Origin of the sequence: Bradyrhizobium sp. Mp27, assembly GCF_029953005.1 — a bacterium.
Classification (GTDB): Bacteria; Pseudomonadota; Alphaproteobacteria; order Rhizobiales; family Xanthobacteraceae; genus Bradyrhizobium; species Bradyrhizobium barranii.
On record NZ_JASAUS010000401.1, the window covers coordinates 1 to 2392 of the forward strand.

1 protein-coding gene and 2 pseudogenes are annotated in these 2392 nt (G+C 60.8%); all 3 read right to left on the bottom strand.

Annotated elements, in window-relative coordinates; genetic code table 11:
* Nucleotides 1-10: 10 nt before the first annotated feature.
* The 3 genes and pseudogenes from QJT78_RS50250 to QJT78_RS50260 all read right to left on the bottom strand — a co-directional run bounded on the left by QJT78_RS50250 (nt 11) and on the right by QJT78_RS50260 (nt 2068).
* Nucleotides 11-436: an AAA family ATPase gene (locus tag QJT78_RS50250; RefSeq protein ID WP_232674808.1), complete on the bottom strand. Its 426-nt coding sequence runs from the start codon at nt 434-436 to the stop codon at nt 11-13.
* Nucleotides 437-682: 246 nt separating this feature from the next.
* Nucleotides 683-1183 (bottom strand): annotated as a pseudogene (locus tag QJT78_RS50255) (site-specific integrase); the annotation flags it as partial.
* Nucleotides 1180-2068: pseudogene (locus tag QJT78_RS50260) on the bottom strand (tyrosine-type recombinase/integrase). The pseudogenes QJT78_RS50260 and QJT78_RS50255, both read right to left, overlap by 4 nt.
* Between the last annotated feature and the right edge of the window lie 324 nt (nt 2069-2392).

Genomic DNA, 2392 nt, shown 5'->3' on the forward strand with positions numbered 1-2392 from the left:
GTTCGAACGCTCAGGTCAACCAAGCCGTTCCGATGACACTGCTGGGGCCCGGCGTCACGCGACGCCGCGGCCAGCCGCGCGCGTAGCCTGTGCGGTAAAATACGCGCTTACCTTCATCCGGGTCATCTTCCAGCTTCTTGCCGGCTTCATCCCATCCCCTGAGGTAATGACCATACCGATCCTCCTTCAGGAATTCAGTGGGCAGATCGCCGATAGTGACTGTGATGGCGATCGGGTTGGCTTTTGGGTCAACGGCATAGAAGTCGGTATCGAAGGTGAGGCTGTTGCGCGGAGCAAATGCCAGCTCGATGGCGTCGATAACAGTCGTTTTCCCCGAATCGCTTGGGCCGACCAAACAATTGGTTTCAGGCGCCGGATGCCACGAGATCTGCTTGATCCCTCTAAAGTTGATTATCTCGACGCGAACGATTCGCAAGCCTTGCCCTCCCCCTGCCACGAATAGGCTATCATGAAGCTGCAACTAGTGGTAGCCGTTGGAATTCAACAACCAGCGCCGGAATATTCTGAAGAGAGTCCAAAGTTCAGCACGCTCATCATCGCTCAATACCAGGGGCGCAAGTCGCTGGGCCGCCATCAGATCCTCCGTCACTGTTGCAGCCGCCATCTCTGGCACAGCGACGCGAATCTAATGCGAATCTACGATTGCGAACTTGTGACTCGGGAGCTCTGAGAGGCGTAAGCCCGTCTGGGCCGCGACCAGCAGCAGCAAGGTGTGATCGCGGCGGCCAAGCCACGTCGTTCGATCAGGCGCGGCGAGAACCGCCTCGATCTCGGGGCGCGTCAGGAAGTGCACCTGTCGCTTGTCGTGGCGCTTGCTCGGTATGGCGAGTACGCGCTGGATCAGCGCACTATGTGCCGGTTCCTCGAAGGACACGAACCTGAAGAAGGATCGGATGGCGGTCAGACGCAGGTTACGCGTCTTCGCGCTGACGCCGCGCTTAACCTCGAGATCGGTGAGGAACGCGCCGATGAACGTTGCATCCAGATCGGCGAGCGTCAGGGCCGATGGGGACTTCCGCAGCCGCACCTGCGCGAACATGAACAGCAGCCGGAACGTGTCCCTGTAGGAGGCGATCGTATTGGCGCTAACATTGCGCTGGCGCATGAGGTGCTCGGTGAAGAAGCGTTCGATCAACGTGGCGACATTGCAGGCGGGCTTCATAGCGTCACCTCCCATCGCCGGTCGAGACGCCGCGCCGCTTCTTCCATCAACTCGGGGCAGGCCGAGAGATACCAGTAAGTATCGCGCACGCAGGCGTGGCCGAGGTAAGTGGACAGCACTGGGAGCTGCTGCTCGACGTTCTTGCCTTCGCGATACCAGTCGAGCAGCGTCGCGGATGGCGAAGCGATGACGGAAGTCGTGCACGCGTGGCCCGGTACGATCACCTGGGCGCCGCAGCCCGATCTCTCTGGACAATCGCCAGAAGACGCGATTAACGTACTGGTGAAGCAAGCGGCCTCCCTGTTCGGCAACCAAGAAGGTCGAGCCGCAGCATGATCCGAGCAGCGCATCGCGCCGGTGGACGTAGTCGCGCAGCGCTGTTCTCGTCGTCGGATGCAATGGCACGAGCCGCGACTTGCCGAACTTGGTCAGCCGGACCGTCAGCACGCCGGCGTCGAGATCGACGTCATCACGCTCCAGGCCCATCGCCTCGGATATGCGCATGCCCGTCACCGCGATCAGCCCGAACAAGGTATGGTAGGTCCATCGGCGCAGCCCGTCCTCTGGCGGCAGAGCCAGCGCTGCCGTCAGCAACGCATCGATCTCCGCGTCGCTGTAGACATAGGGCTTGGCGCGCTTCCATCCCGGCAGCATGCCGACGGGCGGCACCTCCGTTCTCGGATCGAAGTTGGCGACATGGCGCGCGAACCCGCGCACGTCGCTCAATCGCAGCGCCCAGGATGCATGACGATCGGGCGGCAGCGTCGCCCATTCCATTGCCAGCTTCGTCGTGATGATCCTGGCTTTGCGCTTCTCCATGAAGGCGACGAAGTCGGCGAGCCGACGGGTCTGGTGCTCGTACTTGTATCCCAGTCCCTTGCGCATGCTCAGGTACTTATCGAGTGCGGAGCGCAGATTGGTCGTTGCACGCCTCCCGGCCAGGGCAAGCTCAATGTTCTCAGCGCATCGATGTCGACCTTCGCGTAAATCCGGGTGGTGTCGTGGTTCTCGTGCCGCAGCAACTGTCCGATCTCCGACAAGGTCGCGCCAGATCGATAACGTACAGAGTCTTTCGCACTTTCAGGATTGACGGCTCCTTCTAGAATGAAGGAGCTTTGAATGAACGATGGGAATGCCATGGGTCAGGTGATCCAAATTGATGAGGCCCGGATTCGAGATCACCTGGGCGAGATGGTCCGCGGGACGGTG